Origin of the sequence: Arthrobacter sp. R-11 (assembly GCF_049913155.1) — a bacterium.
Lineage (GTDB): Bacteria > Actinomycetota > Actinomycetes > Actinomycetales > Micrococcaceae > Arthrobacter.
This window is the reverse complement of the sequence record NZ_CP183979.1, coordinates 3,953,210-3,971,034: the sequence shown is the minus strand read 5'-3', so window position 1 is coordinate 3,971,034 and position 17,825 is coordinate 3,953,210. Positions and strand designations below refer to the sequence as shown.

The window sequence follows — 17,825 nt, the reverse complement described above, 5'->3', positions numbered from 1 at the left end:
TGTGCTGATCTCTGACCGTGACATTCGTGCCGAAATCGATTCCCGACGCATCGTCCTGGAGCCGTACGACCCCGCCATGGTCCAGCCGTCATCCGTGGACGTACGGATCGACCGCTTCTTCCGGCTGTTCGACAACCACAAGTACGCCCACATCGACCCCGCCGAGGAGCAGCCCGAGCTGACCCGGCTGGTGGAGGTGGACGGCGAGGAGCCGTTCATCCTGCACCCGGGCGAATTCGTGCTCGGCTCCACTTTCGAGACCGTGAGCCTGCCCGACGACATCGCGGCCCGCCTCGAGGGCAAGTCCTCCCTGGGCCGCCTGGGCCTGCTGACCCACTCCACCGCGGGCTTCATCGACCCGGGTTTCTCCGGCCACGTGACCCTTGAGCTGTCCAACGTCGCCACCCTGCCCATCAAGCTCTGGCCCGGAATGAAGATCGGCCAGCTGTGCTTCTTCCGCCTCAGCTCCGCAGCCGAGCACCCCTACGGCTCGGGCGAATACGGCAACCGCTACCAAGGCCAGCGCGGACCGACCGCCAGCCGCAGCTTCCTGAACTTCCACCGGACGGACATCTGAGCTTGGGTTCCTTGACACTCCTCGACGGCGGCATGGGCCGCGAACTGGCACGCCGCGGGGCACCCTTCCGGCAGCCCGAATGGTCCGCACTCGCGCTCATGGAAGCCCCCGAGCAGGTGCAGGCCGTCCATGAAGACTTCATCGCCAGCGGCGCCCGGGTGATCACCAGCAACAGCTACGCCCTGGTGCCGTTCCACATCGGCGAGGAACGGTTCGCCGCGGACGCCCGCACCCTGGCTTCCCGCGCCGGGCGCCTGGCCCGTGCCGCTGCCGACTCCGCCGGGCAGAGCGTGCGCGTGGCCGGTTCGCTGCCGCCGCTGTTCGGCTCCTACCGCCCCGACCTGTTCGACGCCGGCCGCGCGGCTGAGGTGCTGGCGCCCCTGGTGGCCGGGCTCGCCGGGCACGTGGACCTGTGGTTGGCGGAGACCCAGAGTTCCATCGCCGAAGCGCGGGCCATCCGCGCAGGATTGCCCGACGACGGCAAGCCCTTCTGGCTCTCCCTCACCCTGCGGGACGAAGACGTTTCCGGCCCGGCCCTGCTGCGCTCCGGCGAGAAAGTCGCCGAAGCCGCGGAGGCCGCCGTCGGGATGGGCGCGGAAGCGCTGCTGTTCAACTGCAGCCGCCCCGAGGTCATGGCTGCTGCCCTCGAAGCCGCCCGCTCAACGGCGGAAGGCCTTGGCGCGGAGCTGGAACTGGGCGTCTACGCCAACGCCTTCCCGCCGCAGCCCGAGGACGCCACCGCCAACGACGGCCTGGACGACCTGCGCGAAGACCTTGACCCGGCCGGCTACCTTGAGTGGGCTGCGGCCTGGCGGGAGCAGGGCGCGGGCATCATCGGCGGCTGCTGCGGCATCGGCCCGGAACACATCGCGGCCATCAGCCGGCAGCTGGGCTAGGTCTTTTCGCCCTAGCTTCGCCCTAGCTTCGCCCGGGTCGCGGGAGAACTGCGGAGTCGCTGGAGCGTTCCCGCGACTTGGCTGCGCTCCCGCGACGCGGGCGCGGGCCTGCAGCCTGGCATTGCGCGAACCAGCCGCCGCTGACGCCTAGCGCGCTCCTGCCAGCGCCGGCCGCCGCGGCTTCCGGATCGCCTTCACTGCCGGCTCCACGAAGCGGGCAGCCAGCGGGCCGATGATCGCCATCAGCAGCACATAGGCCGTCGCCAAGGCTGCCAGTTCACGCGGCACGGCGCCGGAAGTCACGGCAAGCCCGGCAATGACGATCGAGAACTCGCCGCGGGCAATCAGCGCGGCCCCGGCACGGAAACGGCCGGGCATTGCGATCCCGGCCTGTTTTGCCGCCCAGATGCCGGTGAGCATCTTGGTGCCTGCCGTCAGGAATGCCAGCAGCAGGGCGAAGAGCAGCACGGGCGGAATGGTGGTCGGGTCCGTGTTGAGCCCGAACGCCACGAAGAAGATTGCGGCGAACAGGTCCCGCAACGGTTCCAGGATCCGGGTGGCATTGTGGGCCGTGGCGCCGGAAATCGCGATGCCCAGCATGAACGCGCCCACGGCGGCAGAGACCTGCAGTGCGGAGGCGAGGCCCGACACCAGCAGGGCCAGGCCCAGGACATTGAGCAGGAAGACCTCGGAGTTCTCACTGTGCACGGCCTGGGACACCCGGTGCCCGTGCTTGAGCGCCACCAGCAGCACCACGCTCACCACGGCGAGGGCGATCCCCACTGTCTGCAGGCCGCCCAGGAAGCCGACGCCGGCCAGGATCGCGGTGAGGATCGGCAGGTAGATGGCCATGGTGAGGTCTTCGAAAACCAGGATGGCCAGCACCACGGGCGTCTCGCGGTTACCGATCCGGCCGAGGTCCGTGATGACCTTCGCGGCGATCCCCGAGGAGGAGATGTAGGTGACGCCGCCCATCACGATCGCGCCCACCAGGCCCCAGCCCAGCAGCAGCGCCACCGCCGCGCCGGGCGCGAAGTTCAGCACGAGGTCCATCACGCCGGCCTGCCAGGAACGCCGCAGCCCGGTGACCAGTTCCGCTGCCGTGTACTCCAGTCCGAGCATGAGGAGCAGGAGGATGACGCCGATTTCGCCGGAGAGATGCGCGAACTCGTGCATGCCGTCCAGTTTGACGATCCCGCCGGCTCCGAAGCCCAGCCCGCCTATGAGGTACAGGGGAATAGGGGACATTCCGATGCGGCCGGCCAGGCGTGCCAGCAGGCCGAGGCAGAAAACAACAGCACCAAGTTCAATGAGGGTCAGGGCCAAAGGGTCCATGGCCGTCAGCCGTTGCGCAAAATGGCAGCCGCAGAGTCCAGGCCTTCTTGCGTACCGACAGCAACCAGCAGATCACCCGTGTGGAGCACGACGTCGGGCGCGGGCGAAGGAACGACCTCGCCTTCGCGCATGATCGCCACGATCGACACACCGCTGCGGGTGCGGATCTGGGCCTTGCCCATGGGTTGGTTCTGGAAAGGGGAGTCGGCAGTGATGGAGAACTGGCGCGTGACGATGCCGGGAATTTCCTTGTGGGCTTCGGCGAGGCGCATGGCGATGTGCTGGCCGCCCAGGAGATTTCCCAGGGCGGCTGCTTCGTCAGCGGTCAACGGGATGGAGGCCTGGCAGGTGTCGGGGTCGTCCCAGGTCGAAACAAAGAGTTCAGTTTCGCCTTCACGCAGTTCCACAACGCCGATCCGGCGCCCGGAAGCCGTGATGAAGTCCTTGCGGACACCCAGTCCCGGAAGTTCAGTCTCATCCACGTTCATGGCTCCACCCTAGTCCTCCTGGGAGGGCTGCGGAACGGCGCTGCCGGGCGGCACTGCCCAAGCGCGATCCCTCATTCGGGGGGTGGTATTCACTCAACAAGGTGATGTTCCGCGGAGCGGGCCGCCGAAGACTGGAAGCACGGAACAAAAAAGCCGTAAAGACGTCGGGACGGATGGCCTTGGTCCCGACACCCGCGGACGTTCATTCACGTCCTCCCGGTTCGACTCACATCAACCCCAGGAGAAGAAATGGGTACCAACATCAAGTCCAGGCTCGCCCGGGCCCGCGTCATCACCGTCGTCGCTGCCACCCTCGGCCTCGCCGGGGTTGGCCTGGCACTGGGAGCACCTGCCCAGGCCAACACCTCCAATTCCTGCACCGTCACGCCGCTGAAACCAGTCTTCACCGGTCGATACGACAATGGCGTGAAGGTCCTGGATTACCGGATCTACGCGACGTGCACTGCGAACCGCTACCTTTACATCCAGCAGCAACGGTGGGAGGCAGACCCCTCGCCGAACCCTGACGACTACCTGGGCTCCGCCGGCTTCGGCCGCCTTGTCTATGCCGGCGGCAGCACCGTGATCCACAACTACCGCACCCTGGTGAACGGCGAGAAAGGCGCCGAGGAGGTCTACCACAAGGTGCGCTTCCAGGTGAGCAGCGGCGGAGCCTGGTCGTCCTTCACGGGCTGGCAGAACAGCTCAATCCTGTCGATCACGAACTAGCCCGCCAGATACGCCCGGCGAACTACGGGCCGCGGAAGCCGGGTCCGGTGCACACACGCACCTGACCCGGCGTTCTTGCGGTACTTGCCTCACGCACTCTCCGGTTCTGGCCAAGTGTTGGGGGTGCTAAGCCCTCGCGACGAGGACGGCCTGACCGGTACGTTCGTCCGACACTGCGGCGCGTTCGAGGCGTCCGATCTCGGTCATGCCGGCTGAAGCTATCAAGCTGCTGAAGCTATCCGCAGCCCGGTCGTATCGATACAGGACGATGTCGTGACCGCGCCGCCGGTAGCCCTCGGAGACATCCCGAACGCCTTGACCGGTTTGGAAGGCGACCAGGAAGAGCCCGCCCGATCGCAGAACGCGGCGTGCCTCGCCCACGACGTCGGGCAGCCCGGCGTCAGGGATGTGGATCGTTGAATACCAGGAGAAGACGCCATCGAAGGACCCGTCCGGGAACGGCAGGGTGCTGATCGAGGCCACTTGGGACGGAAACCCCGGATGGTCATGTCGAGCGCGGCGGATCATCCCGGGTGAGAGGTCCACCCCTTCTACCTGGCAGCGGAGCTTTGCCAGCACGGGCATCATCCGCCCTGCGCCGCATCCGGCGTCGAGCACGTGCTTGTCGCCGGGCAGGAGGGAAGCGAAGTGCTCGATCATCCCCAGATCAGCAGGCTGCTCGGGTCCGGTCGACCGGAAATGAGTCGACCGGAAATGATCTGCGTAGGTGTCGGCGACCTCATCGTATGCGCGTTGAACTGCAAGATCGTCTTGGGAGGTGGGCGGCATTGCCCAAGTCTGGCACGGGAGGGTCAATTGGCGGGGCTGAGCCCCGGCCCCAAGTCAGGCGTTCAACGGCAGGCCGCGGGCGGCGTCGTCGTAGTATTCGCGGTTCTTCAGGGCAGCGGCAGCCGCCTCGTCCAGCACGACGATCGCGTTCGGGTGCCACTGCAGGATCGACGCCGGGCAGGACGCCGAGAGCGGACCTTCGACGGCGGCCGCCACGGCATTGGCCTTGGCCTCGCCGGTGGCGATCAGCACCAGTCGGCGGGCGTCCATCACGGTGCCCAGGCCCTGGGTGATGCAGTGCGTGGGGACCTCGGCCTCGGAGGCGAAGAAGCGGGCATTGTCCCGCCGGGTGCGGGCGGCCAGGCGCTTCACCCGGGTGCGGGAGGAGAGCGAGGAGGCGGGCTCGTTGAAGCCCACATGGCCGTTGGCGCCGATGCCCAGGATCTGCACGTCGATGCCCCCGGCGGCAGCGATCGCGGCGTCGTAGGCCGCGGCGCCCGCCTCGAGCTCCGCCAGGGTGGCCCCGGTGCCGTCCGGCACGTTGAGCCCGTCCAAGGGCAGGCCGATCACGTCGCAGACCTCACGGACCAGCACCTGGCGGTAGGACTCGGGATGCGTGGCGGGCAGGCCCACATACTCGTCCAGGGCGAAACCCTTGGCCGCCGAGAAGTCCGCCCGGCCGTCTGCCACCGCGGCCGCGAGCTCGGCGTACAGGCCCAGCGGGGAGGAACCTGTGGCCAGGCCCAGGACGGGAGCCTTGCCGGCGGGCAGCCCGGCGAGGACTGCCTGCGCGGCAGCGGACGCCGCGGATTCGGGGGTGGGGGCGACAATGATTTCCATTGGGTGGTTCCTTGAGTCGGTCTGTGGAAAGTTGGTCAGTTGTCCTGGCCGCCGAGCAGCAGGCCGCAGAGCGCCTGGGACACCGCGAGGGACGCGCCGTAGGTGACGATGTCCGCGCCGCCGCGCGGCCAGCCGCACTCGACGGCGATCACGGCGTGGCCTTCCGCGCGCAGGCGGGAGAAAACGGTCCAGAGCGGGTGGTCGGCGTCGAGCCCGCGGCCGACGACGGCGACCTTCGCGCCGTCCGGAACCTCGCCTTCTCCGACGACGGCGTCCGTCGCCGCGGCGGGACCCCACGGCACCTGCCCGACGGCGAAGTTCGCGCCGGTGTCCACCTGCACGATGGCCACGGCTTCCTCACGGGCGAGCCAGTTTTCGGCGGCGGCGGAGATCTCGAAGGCCTCCCGGATGCGGCCGGCGTCGAGCACGGCAGGATCAAGGACCGCGGAATCCAGGGCCGGGCTGCCGGGCTTGCTGGAGATCCCGCGGGGTGTGGCCTGGTGGATTTCGGCCGGCCCGGCGGCGGGGAAGCGTGCGGACAGCGCGGCGACGCGGCCCGCGGCGTCGGCCAGCCGGGCGGGGTCCAGGCGGCCTTCGGCCACAGCCGCGGTGATGGCGGCGAGGGTCTGTTCGTAGAGCTCCGGGCCGGTGTCCGAGCCGAGGCAGAGCAGGTCGGTGCCGGCCAGCAGGGCCCGCACGGCCGCTTCCGGCACGCCGGTCTGCGCGGAGGCGCCGGCCATGTCGAGGGCGTCGGTGAGGATGACGCCCTCGAAGCCGAGTTCCTCGCGCAGCAGCCCCTGCAGGATCCGTGAAGAGAAGGTGGCCGGGTTCTCCGGATCCAGCGCATCGACCAGGATGTGGCTGGTCATCACGGTGGCGCCCCGGGCTTCGACAAGCGCCCGGAACGGCACCAGTTCGCGGGCTTCCAGGGTTGCGGCGTTGGCGGAGACCCGGGGAAGTTCGAGGTGGGAATCGGTGGTGGTGCTGCCGTGGCCGGGGAAATGCTTGGCGCAGGAGGCCACGCCGGAGTCCTCCAGTCCGCGGATCCAGGCCGCCGTGTGCCGGGCAACCAAGTCGGGTTCCGCGCCGAAGCTGCGGACACCGATCACGGGGTTGTCCGCCTCCGAGTTCACGTCCGCGTCCGGGGCCAGGTTCAGGTTGATGCCCAGGCTGGCGAGTTCCTGGCCGATGGTCGCCGCGCTGGTGGCTGTCAGCGTGACGTCGTCGAGGCGGCCGAGCACGGCGTTCCCGGGCTGCGGCGAGCCGGTGAGGTAATGCAGGCGGGTGACGTCCCCGCCTTCCTCGTCGACGGCGATCAGCGTGCTGGGGGAGTGGGCGCGCAGGCCGGCGCACAGGTCGCGCAGCTGCACGGGGGACGCCACATTGGTGCCGTAGAGGCACACCGCCGCCAGCCCGGCGTCGTAGGCGTCCAGGATCCAGACGGGGACGGCGATCCCGGAGAACCCGGGCATGAGGGTGCCGGCGGCGAGCCGGCGGATCTGTTCGGTATCTGCGCTAAGTTCCGGCGCGGCGAGGGTGGTGGACTTCGAGGTGCCCATGGCTTGGCTCCTTCGGGCGGCTGTGTGCGGGGCAGTTTGGTGCGGGCCGAAGCCCGCCGGTGCGGGGGCGGGGTTCACGCCACTCCCAGTTGATTCCACAGGACCATCACCGCAGCCCCGCGCAGGACGATGTCCTGCGGGTCCGCGGCCAGCCGGACGGTGACCGGCTGGGGGTCCTGGTGCAGCAGCCGGGCAAGCAGGGTCTGCTGCACGGCGTCGAGCAGCGGACCTCCCAGCAGGTGGCGGGGCCCGCTGAGGACCACTTCCGCCAGATCGAGGACGCCCACCACGGGGGCGAGGGCGATGGCGAGCCGTTCGCCCGCTTCCTGGTAGACGACGGCGGTGGCGGCCTCCGGATCTTCGCCCGCCGCGGCAACGGCCAGGGCGCGCTCCAGGCTGGGCACCGACATCCAGGTTTCGAGGCAGCCGGTGCGGCCGCAGACGCAGAGCGTGCCCGCATCCGTTCCGACCGTGACGTGGCCGATTTCGCCGGCGGCCGAGTGGGCGCCGCGGGCGCGCCGCCCGCCGACGATCACGCCGGAACCGACGCCCCGGCCGATCTTCACGAGGATCTCGTCATCGCAGCCGCCGCCGAAGGTGTGGTCCGCGTGGACGGCGGCGTCGGCGTCGTTGGAGACCAGAGTGGGCAGGCCGGTGTGTCTTTCCAGGAGTTCGCGCACGGGCACCTCGCTCCAGCCGAGGTTGGGGGCGGTGAGGACCACGCCGTCGCCGGTGACGATGCCGGGGGTCCCGACGCCGATACCCAGCAGCGGCGCGGTGGCGCGGCCCGCCGTTTCCGCGACGAGTTCCAGCACCTGTTCGACGACGGCCTGTCCGGTGGCGGTGCCGACCGGGCGTTCCAGCCGCTCCAGGATATTGCCGTCCAGGTCCAGGACCGCGGCGCGGAGGTCGGATTCGCTGGACAGGTCCACGCCGATGACCTGGAGGCCCTGGCGGTTGATGTCGACCAGGATGGCAGGCTTGCCCGGGCGGACCGCGCCGGACTGGCCGAGCTCGACGACGTGGCCACGGTCCATGAGGTCCGAAACGAGGTCCGAGACGGTCACGCGGGTCAGGCCCAGGGTGCGGGAGAGATCGGCGCGGCTCATGGCGCCGTCTGCGTGGAGGGTGCGGCGGACCAGGGAAAGGTTGTTCGCGCGGCCGTCCGAGGGAAGGGTGGCGGCGCCGGCCCGTTTGCTGTGACCCCGGTCTCGTACGCTTGGCATGAAAGTTAGTTAACTCTACTAACAATCAAAGGTCAAGGGGTTTTGTCGGCTCCCTTCACAGAGCCGGTGCGTTGGTGCGCAGTTCCTTCATCCGCTCGGGTTCGACGACGAGGGATGCCACCACGCCCAGTGCCAGGGACCAAAAGTATGGCCCGAGGCCCAGGAGCGATATGTCGGAGACCGCCACGGCGAATGCCACGAGCGGTCCCGTGGTCAGCGGTCCGTTGCTCAGTTGATCGAGGGACATGGCCAGGATGCCGATGACGGCCAGCCCGGCGATGCCCAGGAGCAGTTCCAACGGAATGAGGTCTGCGGCCGCGGCCGCGAAAACGGCGAACGGAGTCAGTGCCAGGAACGCCGCGCTCGCCAGCACAGCCGAGCGGTGCCGCTGCGGCGCCGGACCCGCATCCTGCCCGGCCACCAGTGCCGTGGCGGGCAGCGAAAGTGACACGCCTGCCGGTCCCAGGAATGACCCGGCGATGGTCCCGATCCCGCTGACGTAGTCCAGGGTCCGTGCGGGCGGTCGGTAGTGCTGGCTGCGCAGGAAAATCACGGACGGCACGTTCGACTGGAGCACCATGAGCACCACGATGACCGGTGTGGCCGTGAGCAGCGCGTCCAGGGTGAACACAGGCAGGGTTGCTTCCGGAAAAGAGGCCGGAACACCGTCTCCTGCGCTGCCGAAGCGACCCAGGACAGCGGCGGCGGCCACGCCCACGATCAGCGCCGGGAGTATCGGCGGAATGCGTGCGCCAAGGAGCCGCCGGCCCAGCAGGAAAGCGAGGAAGGCGCTGCCGATAATGACGGGTTCCGCGCCCAGAACGGTGAACACACGGGCCACGAACGGAAGGGCGGAGCCTGCCAGTAGACCCACTACGATCGGCGCCGGAATCCAGCGGGCGAGCCGGTCACTCAGCCCCAGGGCAGTGATGAAGACGACGGCGGCGCCCGCCGCCATCGAAGCCCCTGCCAGTTCGGCGAATGACAGCCGGCCCTGGAGCGAAACGATGAAGATCAGTACGAAGATGTTGCCCGTGAGCAGCAGGGGCTGCCGGAAGTGGAGCGCCAGGACGAAACCGGCCGCGCACGGCAAGGAGTAGATCGCCAGGATCCAGGCCGTCAGTTGCGGACGGGGCAGCCCCAGTTGCTGGGCGGCCGAGAGCGGGATGGAAATGAGGGAAGTTGCCAAGGTAACCATGACAAGGCCCGTTCCGATGGAGGGCGACCACTCCCGGAACCAGTGCGAGAGGCGTTTGACCCGCTGTGACATCGATTGTCCGGAATCCGCCCGCTTGCGGGCTGCCTGTTGCTTGGCCGGTACGGGCCGTATGCCGCCCGTACTTTCCTCAGGCTACGCGTCCCGTGGGTGGAACGGAATGATGCGCCGGCACTCAGCTCCGGACCCTTCACCGCTCAGGGACGACGGCGATGGCCGTTTCCGCTGGTGCCTTCACCGGGAGGATCACGAGGAGGCCCGCCAGCAGCACCACCATGATCCCGAGGATTCCCCAACGCTGCGCTTCCCCTGCCGCCACCAGCGGGGTGGCGATGGTGATGCAGAGCGTGAACAGGGTGGGCGCAAGGAAGCTGACGGCGCGTCCGGTGGTGGCGTAGAGGCCGAAGAGTTCCCCGGATTCCCCGTCCGGGGCCAGGCGGGCCAGGTAGGCGCGGGATGACGCCTGGGCCGGGCCCACGAAGAGGCACAGCAGGAGGCCGAACGTCCAGAAGGTGCTGCCGCCGGTCCATGCGGCTCCGAAGACGGTGTAGCTTCCGTTGCCGAGCACCAGGATCGCGCTGCCGGCCACAAGGAGCCCGATCAGGGCAATGACGATGACGGACTTGGGCCCGATCTTGTCATCCAGCAATCCGCCGATGATCGCGCCCACGGCGGCCACGATGTTGCCGAAGATCGCGAAGAAGATGACTTCCTTCAGCTCGAATCCGAAGGTTCCGGCAGCGATGACGCCACCGAAGGTGAAGACGGCGGCCAGGCCGTCGCGGAAGATGGCGCTGGCGAGGAGGAAGTAGATAGTGTGCGGACTGGTCTTGTAGATGGCGCCGATCCTGCGGAAAAGCAGCCGGTAGGACGCCAGGAAGCCGAGCCGCTCCTGGGCCGGCCGCGCAGGCAGTTCGGGAACGGCGAACAGCACGGGCAGCGCGAAAATGAAGAACCACAGGGCCGAGAAGACGGCCACCAGGCGGATGTTCAGCCCGTCCGCGGTCTGCGCACCGAACCAGTCAAAGGACGGCTGGACGAACAGCTGCAGCACCGCCAGCAGGGCCACGATCCCGCCAAGGTACCCCATGCCCCAGCCGAAGCCGCTCACCTTGCCGATGTTGGCCGGCGTCGAGATCTGCGCGAGCATCGCGTTGTAGTTGACCCCGGCGAATTCGAAGAACACGTTGCCGAGCGCGATCAGCGTGACGCCCAGCAGCAGGAACTCCGGGCGCGGGAAGACGAAGAAACACAGTCCGGTCAGCACCGCTACCAGGGCCGTGTTGACACCCAGCCACAGCTTGCGCCGCCCGCCGGCGTCGGAGCGCTGGCCCGTGACCGGAGCGAGCAGGGCGATCGCCGCGCCGGCGATGGCGAGCGCGGCGCCCAGGGCCGCCGACGCTGCATCCTCGCCGCCGAAGGCGTTGGACGTGAGGTAGACCGTGAAGACGAAGGTGGTCATGACGGCGTTGAAGGCGGCCGAACCCCAGTCCCAGGAGGCCCAGGCGAGGATCCGGCCCTTGGTGGAGGCCGTGGTGCCGGCGGCCAGTTCTGACGCCGGGCGGGGAGTGTCGGGAACCGCTGTGGTGTCCATGGTGTGAATGCTATCCGCAGGGAGTTACGGAAACCTGCTTGTCACACCCGATTGATAAACTGTTGGGACCGAACCCAAAGTATGACCGCCGGCTCCAACTCTTTGACAAATTTCATCCTGATTTAGCGGAGACAACAGTGATCACAGTCCTTGCCGTGACCTTTGCAGCGGCTGCTGTGGCGCCTTGGATCTTCCGGAAAATCGGGCGGAGTGCCTTCTATGTGCTGGCTGCGGTTCCCGCGGCGTCCCTGGTGTGGCTGATCGCGCAATACGGGCTGGTCTATCCGGAGGGCAGCCCCAGCGGCGGCTTCATCGAAGAGAGCTTCCCGTGGATTCCCGAACTCAAGCTTGAATTCGCTTTCCGCATGGATGTGCTGTCCTGGGTAATGTCCCTGCTGGTCCTCGGCGTCGGCACTCTCGTCCTGGTGTACTGCGCCCGGTACTTCAAGGACAAGGACGACTACCTCGGTGGCTTCGGCGCCCAGCTCCTGGCCTTCGCCGGCGCCATGTTCGGCCTGGTCACCGCGGACGACCTCCTGATGATGTTCATCTTCTGGGAGCTCACCACCGTCCTGTCCTATCTGCTGATCGGCTACGCGCGCACCCGCCTCTCCGCGCGCCGTTCGGCCCTGCAGGCCCTTGTGGTCACCACGGCCGGCGGCCTTGCGATGCTCATCGGCCTCATCATCCTCGGCCAGTCCGCGGGGACCTACCGCATGTCCGGGATCCTGGCGGGCGCGGATGAACTCTTCGCCGGGCCCGCCCAGGGCGCGGTGGGCGCCGCCGTCGTACTGATCCTGGCCGGCGCCGTCACGAAGTCCGCGTTGCTGCCCTTCCACTTCTGGCTCCCCGGCGCCATGGCCGCCCCCACTCCGGTGAGCGCCTATCTGCACGCCGCCGCCATGGTGAAGGCCGGCATCTACATCGTGGCCCGCATGGCGCCGGGCTTCAGCGAAAGCCCGGCCTGGCTGCCGCTGGTGCTTGGCCTGGGCCTGGGCACCATGGTGCTGGGCGGCTACCGTGCGTTGCGGCAGACCGACATCAAGCTCATCCTGGCCTACGGCACGGTCAGCCAGCTCGGCTTCCTCACCATGGTGGTTGGCCTGGGCCGTCCCGACGCCGCCCTGGCCGGCCTTGCCCTGCTGCTCGCCCACGGCCTGTTCAAGGCGGCGTTGTTCCTGGTGGTGGGCATCATCGACCACCAGTCCGGAACCCGCGACATCCGCAAGCTCTCCGGCGTCTACAAATCCTCAAGGGCCCTGGCAGTGGTGGCCGGCCTGGCCGCGGCGTCCATGGCAGGCGTGCCGCCGCTGGCCGGATTCGTGGCGAAGGAATCCGTGTTCGAAGCATTCGTGCACTACAGCAGCGATCCCGCCTCCGAGGGCTGGGGCCTGGTGCTGCTGATCGGGCTGGTGCTGGGCTCCGTGCTGACGTTCGCCTACAGTGCCCGTTTCATGTGGGGCGCCTTCGCCAGCAAACCCGGCGTGGAGCGGACCCCGTTCAAGGCGATCCGGCTGTCCTTCCTGGCCGCGCCGGCGATCCTGTCCCTGCTCAGCGTCGCCTATGGCCTGTGGCCGGTCCCGGTGGACACCTGGATCCAGCCGTACGCCGCCCTTTTCGGCGACTCAGCGCACGACGCCGGCGCGGGGCACCTTGCGCTGTGGCACGGCCTCACGCCCGCGCTCGGCCTGACCGCCGTCACCTTCGCGGCCGGCCTCGCCATGTTCTACTGGCGCAACGCCGTCGCCCGGGCCCAGAGCCGGGTCCCGGACTGGGTCGACGGCGACCGCGCCTACCAGCGCACCATCGGCGCCCTGGACGACGTCGCGGTGTGGGTCACCGGCCGCACCCAGCGCGGTTCCTTGTACTTCTACCTGGCCGTGATCCTCACCGTGGCCTTCGCGGTGCCGCTGAGCGTGCTGCTGGTATCGAACAAGCCGCTGCCCGGCGGGCTCTACCTCGTGGACCCGAACTCGCCGCTGCAACTTGTCGCCGCCGCCGGCATCATCGCCGGAGCCCTGGCCGCCGTGCGCGCCAACAAGCGCTTCCTCGCGGTCCTCATGGTCTCCGTGACCGGCTACGGCATCGCCCTGATGTTCGCGCTGCAGGGCGCCCCGGATCTCGCCCTGACCCAGATGCTGGTGGAAACCATCATCCTGGTGGCCTTCGTCCTGGCCATGCGCAGCCTGCCCGCCGAACTGCGCGACCGCACCGGCGGCAAGTACCGCGTGGTCCGGATCATCATCGGCGCCGCGTTCGGGGTGACCATGATCTTCGTGGCCATCTACGCCATGGGCGCCCGCGTCGCGGACCCCGTGTCCCTGGCCTTCCCCCAGCTGGCCTATGAAGGCGGCGGCGGGCTCAACGTGGTCAACGTGACGCTCGTGGACATCCGTGCCTGGGACACCTTCGGCGAAATCTCGGTGCTCGCCGTGGCCGCCACCGGCGTGGCCAGCCTGATCTTCATCCGCAGCCGCGGCGAACGGATCCACCGGGCAGCCACCATGCCGGAAGGCACCGTGGGGCGCCGCACTGCCGTCGGGAACGACTCCAAAGAGCACGCCTCGCTGCACGTGGCCCGCAGGTTCGCCGGCAAGGCCGGGGACCCCTGGCTGGTGGCCGGGCGCACCCTGGCTCCCGAGCGCCGCTCCATCATCTTCGAAGTGGTCACCCGGCTGATCTTCCACTCGATGATCATCTTCTCCGTGTACCTGCTGCTCGCCGGGCACAACCTCCCCGGCGGCGGCTTCGCGGGCGGCCTGGTGGCCGGGCTCGCCCTGACCGTGCGCTACCTCGCCGGGGGCCGCTTCGAACTGCGCGAAGCCGCCCCGATCAGTGCCGGCATGTTGCTCGGCACGGGCCTTGCCCTGGCGGCGCTCACCGGCCTGGTCCCGCTGTTCCTCGGCGGGCAGGTGTTCCAAAGCGCCATCATCCAGTTCTGGCTGCCGGTCTTCGGGGACATCAAGTTCGTCACCTCCACGCTGTTCGACATCGGCGTGTACCTCGTGGTGGTCGGCCTGGCCCTGGACGTCCTGCGCAGCCTCGGCGCCGAGATCGACGAACACTTCGAGGAAGCAGCTGCCCCGGAGGGCGCCGGACAGGAAGACGCCGGGCAGGAAGAAGCCGGGCAGGAACCGGACGGCGCCGGGCAGGAAGAAGCTGCACAGGAACAGGCCGCGCTGGCCACCGGAAGCGAAAGGGAAAACGCATGAGCGTCAATCTGACCCTTTTGCTGGTCATGGGCGTGCTGTATGCCTGCGGGATCTACCTGATCCTGGAACGCAGCCTCACCCGCGTGCTGCTCGGGCTGGTCCTGCTGGCCAACGCCACCAACCTGCTGATCCTGGCCACCGGCGGCTACGCGGGACTGGCGCCGCTCTTCAGCAAGGGCACCGACTCCGGGGACTACAACGACCCGCTGCCGCAGGCGCTGATCCTGACGTCGATCGTGATCTCCTTCGCCGTCACCGCGTTCATGCTCGGCATCATCTACCGCACTTGGGCCCTCGCCCGCCAGGACGACATCCAGGACGACGCCGAAGACCGCCGCGTGGCCAAGACCCCGAGCTTCGACGCCGAGGACGACGCCGAGGTGCCCCAGGAAACCTCGGAGTTCCCGCTTGCGGCGGTCGCCGCCGGGCACGTTCCCGGGGATCCGGAGGCGACAGGAGAACCGCCACTGAACGACGACGAAGGAGGAGGACCCCAATGAACGCAGCAAGCCTGGCGCCGCTCGCCGTCGTCCTTCCCATCCTTGGTGCCGCCCTCACCTTCGCACTCAACCGGAACCCGGTGGCCCAGCGGATGGTGAGCATCGGCCTGCTGGCCCTGACCCTGCTGCTGGAATTCTGGCTCCTGGCCGCCGTCTGGACCACGGGGACTTCTTCCGTCACCCTCGGCGGCTGGCTTCCGCCGTTCGGCGTGGTGATGGTCGTGGACCAGTTCTCCTCGCTGATGCTCGTGGTGTCCTCCGTGGTCAGCCTCGCCGTGCTCGTCTACGCCACCGGGCAGGGCATGGCCGACGGCGACCAGGAAGCGCCGGTGTCGATCTTCCACCCCACCTACCTGATCCTGGTGGCCGGGGTGTCCAACGCCTTCCTCACCGGCGACCTCTTCAACCTCTATGTGGGCTTCGAGATCCTGCTGACGGCAAGTTACGTGCTGATGACGCTCGGCGGCACCGGGCCGCGCATCCGGGCGGGCGTCACCTACGTGGTGGTGTCCGTGGTGTCCTCCGTGCTGTTCCTGATCGCGATCGCCATGATCTACGGCGCCACCGGAACCATCACCATGGCCGACCTCGCCGTGAAGCTGGCCGAACTGGACCCGTCCACCCGCAATCTGCTGCACGTGATGCTGCTGGTGGCCTTCGGCATCAAGGCCGCCGTGTTCCCGCTGTCTTTCTGGCTGCCGGACTCCTACCCCACGGCGCCGGCACCGGTCACCGCCGTGTTCGCCGGCCTGCTCACCAAAGTGGGCGTCTACGCCATGGTGCGCACGGAGACGCTGCTGTTCCCCGGCGACACCCTCAACACCCCGCTCATGGTGGTGGCCCTGCTGACCATGGTGGTGGGCATCCTGGGTGCCCTGGCCCAGAGCGACATCAAACGTCTGCTCTCCTTCACCCTGGTCAGCCACATCGGCTATATGGTGTTCGGCCTGGCCATGTCCTCAGTGACCGGGCTGGCCGCCGCCGTGTTCTACGTGGCCCACCACATCACCGTGCAGACCAGCCTCTTCCTGGTCACGGGCCTGATCGAACGCCGCGGCGGCAGTTCCTCCATGGACAGGCTGGGCGGCCTGGCCAAGCTGTCCCCGATGCTGGCCCTGCTCTTCTTCGTGCCTGCAATGAACCTGGCAGGCATCCCGCCGTTCTCCGGCTTCCTCGGCAAGGTGGGGCTCCTGCAGGCAGGCATGGAACTGGGCACACCGCTGGCCATCACCCTGGTGGTGGGCGGCGTGCTGACCAGCCTGCTCACCCTGCTGGCGATCGCCCGCGTCTGGAACCGCGCCTTCTGGCGCAAACCGGACGACGCCGAGTATCCGGATCCCGTGCTGAAGGACACCACCGCAGTGGGCCTGCTTCCCCGCACGATGGTGGGTTCGACGGCGGCTCTCGTGGTGTTCGGGGTCGCCCTCACAGTGTTCGCAGGGCCGCTCTTCCAGCTCGCCGGGAACTCCGCGGAGCAGATGCTGGACCGCACTGCCTACATCCACTCTGTGCTGGGCGAGGACGCCACCGTGCCCGGCATCGCTGCGCCAGGTGGCGCCAATCAGGGCAGCTCGCCGGGCGGCGCCCACTCCGGGCCGAGCCTGCAGGGAGGTGCGAAATGAGCCGCAAACCGATCTCCCTGCGCACCGAACTGCCCCTGCTGGTGTGGCTCGTGATCGTGTGGGGTGCGCTGTGGCGGGACTTCAGCCCCGGCAACGTCCTGTTCGGCGCCCTGATCGCCCTGGTGGTGGCCAGAATCTTCTACCTGCCGCCGGTGGAGCTGAGCGGCCGCTTCAACGTGCTGCGGGCAGTTCCCTTTGCACTGGTGTTCCTCGCCAAAGTGGTGGCAGCGAGCTGCCAGGTGATCTACCTGGCGGTGGTCAAAGGACCCAGGGTGGTCAACGCCGTCGTCGAGGTTCCGCTCAGGAGCCATTCGGACCTCATGGTGACCGCCACCGGGCACGTGCTGTCCCTGATCCCCGGCTCGCTGGTGGTGGAGGTGGACCGCTCAACATCCACTCTCTACATCCACGGGCTGGACATCCGGGACGAGGCGGACGCCGCCAAACTCCGCAAGGAAGTCCAGGACACCGAGGCCGGGCTGATCCGGATCATGGGCACGAAGGCTGAGCTGGCGGCGCTGGAAGCCGAAGGCGCCGCAGGAACCGGAAGCAGGAAGGGAACAACGCCGTGAAGGACGTAGCGCTGATCATTACGGCGGTGGTCCTCACCCTGGCCGCAGCAGGTGCGATTGTGCGGATCGCCGTCGGGCCGTCCCTGCTCGACCGGGTGCTGGCCTCGGACGTGCTGCTGGGCATCGTGGGCGCCGCGCTCGCTATCGACATGGCCGTCAACCGGCACCTGAACAACCTGTTCCTGCTGGTGGCGCTGACGCTGATCGGCTTCATCGGCTCGGTGACCGTTGCCCGCTTCGTATCCGATCGAAGGGGGCAGGCCAATGACTCCTGATGCAGGCGGCGTGGACGCCGTGATCGATGCCGTGACGGCCGTTTTCCTGGTGCTCGGGGCGCTCATGTCGCTGACCGCGACCATCGGCCTGCTGCGCTTCCCGGACCTGATGAGCCGCATGCATGCCGCCACCAAACCCCAAGTGCTGGGCCTGTTCCTGCTGCTCGCGGCGATCGGCCTGCAGATGCGCCAATGGTGGGTGTGGCCGGTGCTGGTGGTGGCATGGATCTTCCAGCTGCTCACCGTCCCCGTCTCCGCGCACATGGTGGGCCGCGCGGGCTACCGGACCAAGCACCTGCACCCGGAACTGCTCAGCGTGGACGAGCTGGAATCCGTGGTGCGGCGGGCGGCGACGGAACGGGGAGGGACGGGGCCCGGCTATGCGGGACCCGCGG

16 protein-coding genes and 1 pseudogene are annotated in these 17,825 nt (G+C 68.4%); 9 read left to right on the top strand and 8 right to left on the bottom strand.

Going from position 1 to position 17,825, the window contains the following annotated elements; genetic code table 11:
- Window position 1 precedes the first annotated feature (1 nt).
- Both dcd and ACN9M4_RS18080 read left to right on the top strand, forming a co-directional pair.
- Window positions 2–577: a dCTP deaminase gene (dcd, locus tag ACN9M4_RS18085; RefSeq protein ID WP_426300345.1), complete on the top strand. Its 576-nt coding sequence runs from the start codon at window positions 2–4 to the stop codon at window positions 575–577.
- Between the two features lie 11 nt (window positions 578–588).
- Entirely contained in the window at window positions 589–1,473 is an 885-nt protein-coding gene (locus ACN9M4_RS18080) for a homocysteine S-methyltransferase family protein (protein WP_426300343.1), read from the top strand.
- 147 nt (window positions 1,474–1,620) lie between these two features.
- On the opposite strand, the gene ACN9M4_RS18075 is transcribed toward ACN9M4_RS18080, so the two are convergent.
- Window positions 1,621–2,808 carry a cation:proton antiporter gene (locus tag ACN9M4_RS18075; RefSeq protein ID WP_426300341.1) on the bottom strand — a complete coding sequence of 396 codons (1,188 nt, stop codon included), beginning with the start codon at window positions 2,806–2,808 and terminating at the stop codon, window positions 1,621–1,623.
- Between the two features lie 5 nt (window positions 2,809–2,813).
- On the bottom strand, window positions 2,814–3,296 hold the full coding sequence (locus ACN9M4_RS18070) for a cation:proton antiporter regulatory subunit (RefSeq protein ID WP_115789994.1): 483 nt from the start codon (window positions 3,294–3,296) through the stop codon (window positions 2,814–2,816).
- Window positions 3,297–3,545: 249 nt separating this feature from the next.
- Here ACN9M4_RS18070 and ACN9M4_RS18065 point away from each other — a divergent pair, with 249 nt between their 5' ends.
- Window positions 3,546–4,025, top strand: a complete 480-nt coding sequence (locus ACN9M4_RS18065; protein WP_426300339.1) for a hypothetical protein — start codon at window positions 3,546–3,548, stop codon at window positions 4,023–4,025.
- A gap of 126 nt (window positions 4,026–4,151) precedes the next feature.
- On the opposite strand, the gene ACN9M4_RS18060 is transcribed toward ACN9M4_RS18065, so the two are convergent.
- The 6 genes from ACN9M4_RS18060 to ACN9M4_RS18035 all read right to left on the bottom strand — a co-directional run bounded on the left by ACN9M4_RS18060 (window position 4,152) and on the right by ACN9M4_RS18035 (window position 11,249).
- Entirely contained in the window at window positions 4,152–4,814 is a 663-nt protein-coding gene (locus ACN9M4_RS18060; RefSeq protein ID WP_426300337.1) for a class I SAM-dependent methyltransferase, read from the bottom strand.
- Window positions 4,815–4,868: 54 nt separating this feature from the next.
- The gene (locus ACN9M4_RS18055) at window positions 4,869–5,654 is read right to left on the bottom strand and encodes a glucosamine-6-phosphate deaminase (protein WP_426300335.1); all 786 of its coding nucleotides are present in this window, start codon (window positions 5,652–5,654) and stop codon (window positions 4,869–4,871) included.
- Between the two features lie 35 nt (window positions 5,655–5,689).
- A complete protein-coding gene (locus tag ACN9M4_RS18050; protein WP_426300333.1) occupies window positions 5,690–7,213 on the bottom strand; it encodes a glycoside hydrolase family 3 protein in 1,524 nt (507 codons plus the stop codon).
- 74 nt (window positions 7,214–7,287) lie between these two features.
- Window positions 7,288–8,439, bottom strand: a complete 1,152-nt coding sequence (locus ACN9M4_RS18045) for an ROK family transcriptional regulator (RefSeq protein ID WP_426300331.1) — start codon at window positions 8,437–8,439, stop codon at window positions 7,288–7,290.
- Window positions 8,440–8,494: 55 nt separating this feature from the next.
- Window positions 8,495–9,628 (bottom strand): benzoate/H(+) symporter BenE family transporter, encoded by a 1,134-nt coding sequence (locus ACN9M4_RS18040; RefSeq protein WP_426300329.1) that lies wholly within the window; start codon window positions 9,626–9,628, stop codon window positions 8,495–8,497.
- Window positions 9,629–9,845: 217 nt separating this feature from the next.
- Window positions 9,846–11,249 (bottom strand): MFS transporter, encoded by a 1,404-nt coding sequence (locus ACN9M4_RS18035; protein ID WP_426300327.1) that lies wholly within the window; start codon window positions 11,247–11,249, stop codon window positions 9,846–9,848.
- Window positions 11,250–11,386: 137 nt separating this feature from the next.
- On the opposite strand from ACN9M4_RS18035, the gene ACN9M4_RS18030 reads away from it, so the two are divergent.
- The 6 genes and pseudogenes from ACN9M4_RS18030 to mnhG form a co-directional block, all read left to right on the top strand.
- A complete protein-coding gene (locus ACN9M4_RS18030) occupies window positions 11,387–14,461 on the top strand; it encodes a Na+/H+ antiporter subunit A (RefSeq protein ID WP_426300325.1) in 3,075 nt (1,024 codons plus the stop codon).
- Window positions 14,458–14,961, top strand: a complete 504-nt coding sequence (locus ACN9M4_RS18025; RefSeq protein WP_426300323.1) for a Na(+)/H(+) antiporter subunit C — start codon at window positions 14,458–14,460, stop codon at window positions 14,959–14,961. Before ACN9M4_RS18030 ends, ACN9M4_RS18025 begins: the two co-directional genes overlap by 4 nt.
- A complete protein-coding gene (locus ACN9M4_RS18020; protein ID WP_426300321.1) occupies window positions 14,958–16,583 on the top strand; it encodes a Na+/H+ antiporter subunit D in 1,626 nt (541 codons plus the stop codon). The genes ACN9M4_RS18025 and ACN9M4_RS18020 overlap by 4 nt, the downstream gene beginning before the upstream one ends.
- The gene (locus tag ACN9M4_RS18015; RefSeq protein ID WP_426300320.1) at window positions 16,580–17,155 is read left to right on the top strand and encodes a Na+/H+ antiporter subunit E; all 576 of its coding nucleotides are present in this window, start codon (window positions 16,580–16,582) and stop codon (window positions 17,153–17,155) included. The genes ACN9M4_RS18020 and ACN9M4_RS18015 overlap by 4 nt, the downstream gene beginning before the upstream one ends.
- Complete coding sequence (locus ACN9M4_RS18010) at window positions 17,152–17,430, top strand: monovalent cation/H+ antiporter complex subunit F (protein WP_426300318.1); 279 nt, start codon at window positions 17,152–17,154, stop codon at window positions 17,428–17,430. The genes ACN9M4_RS18015 and ACN9M4_RS18010 overlap by 4 nt, the downstream gene beginning before the upstream one ends.
- A pseudogene (gene mnhG / locus ACN9M4_RS18005) lies at window positions 17,420–17,788 on the top strand (monovalent cation/H(+) antiporter subunit G); the annotation flags it as partial. The gene ACN9M4_RS18010 and the pseudogene mnhG, both read left to right, overlap by 11 nt.
- Between the last annotated feature and the right edge of the window lie 37 nt (window positions 17,789–17,825).

Excerpts from the sequence above, each read along its gene's own strand:
- ACN9M4_RS18050 (WP_426300333.1), bottom strand. The coding sequence starts at position 7,213 with ATGGGCACCTCGAAGTCCACCACCCTCGCCGCGCCGGAACTTAGCGCA.
- ACN9M4_RS18045 (WP_426300331.1), bottom strand. The coding sequence starts at position 8,439 with ATGCCAAGCGTACGAGACCGGGGTCACAGCAAACGGGCCGGCGCCGCC.
- ACN9M4_RS18025 (WP_426300323.1), top strand. The coding sequence starts at position 14,458 with ATGAGCGTCAATCTGACCCTTTTGCTGGTCATGGGCGTGCTGTATGCC.
- ACN9M4_RS18035 (WP_426300327.1), bottom strand. The coding sequence starts at position 11,249 with ATGGACACCACAGCGGTTCCCGACACTCCCCGCCCGGCGTCAGAACTG.
- ACN9M4_RS18065 (WP_426300339.1), top strand. The coding sequence starts at position 3,546 with ATGGGTACCAACATCAAGTCCAGGCTCGCCCGGGCCCGCGTCATCACC.
- ACN9M4_RS18075 (WP_426300341.1), bottom strand. The coding sequence starts at position 2,808 with ATGGACCCTTTGGCCCTGACCCTCATTGAACTTGGTGCTGTTGTTTTC.
- ACN9M4_RS18070 (WP_115789994.1), bottom strand. The coding sequence starts at position 3,296 with ATGAACGTGGATGAGACTGAACTTCCGGGACTGGGTGTCCGCAAGGAC.
- ACN9M4_RS18060 (WP_426300337.1), bottom strand. The coding sequence starts at position 4,814 with ATGCCGCCCACCTCCCAAGACGATCTTGCAGTTCAACGCGCATACGAT.
- ACN9M4_RS18020 (WP_426300321.1), top strand. The coding sequence starts at position 14,958 with ATGAACGCAGCAAGCCTGGCGCCGCTCGCCGTCGTCCTTCCCATCCTT.
- ACN9M4_RS18055 (WP_426300335.1), bottom strand. The coding sequence starts at position 5,654 with ATGGAAATCATTGTCGCCCCCACCCCCGAATCCGCGGCGTCCGCTGCC.
- ACN9M4_RS18015 (WP_426300320.1), top strand. The coding sequence starts at position 16,580 with ATGAGCCGCAAACCGATCTCCCTGCGCACCGAACTGCCCCTGCTGGTG.